This window comes from Pseudoalteromonas sp. SIMBA_162 (genome assembly GCF_046535955.1).
Classification (GTDB): domain Bacteria; phylum Pseudomonadota; class Gammaproteobacteria; order Enterobacterales; family Alteromonadaceae; genus Pseudoalteromonas; species Pseudoalteromonas marina.
Map to the genome: position 1 here is coordinate 1 of NZ_JAWJBQ010000618.1, position 261 is coordinate 261.

At 62.8% G+C, this 261-nt stretch carries 1 protein-coding gene; it reads right to left on the reverse strand.

Annotated elements, in window-relative coordinates; translation table 11 throughout:
- The coding region (locus R0J88_RS21140) for a hypothetical protein (protein WP_410901048.1) at nt 1-261 on the reverse strand (261 nt) is incomplete at both ends.

Genomic DNA, 261 nt, shown 5'->3' on the forward strand with positions numbered 1-261 from the left:
GGTGATGGCGCGACCGCGACGACCATTGTCGAGCAGTGCATCCACGGATTCCTGCAGCATGCGCTTCTCGTTGCGCACGATGATGTCCGGCGCATTGAGGTCGAGCAGACGCTTGAGGCGGTTGTTGCGGTTGATCACACGACGATACAGATCGTTCAGATCCGAGGTCGCGAAGCGGCCGCCGTCCAGCGGTACCAGCGGACGCAGGTCCGGCGGCAGCACTGGCAGCACTTCCATGATCATCCAGCCCGGCTTGTTGCC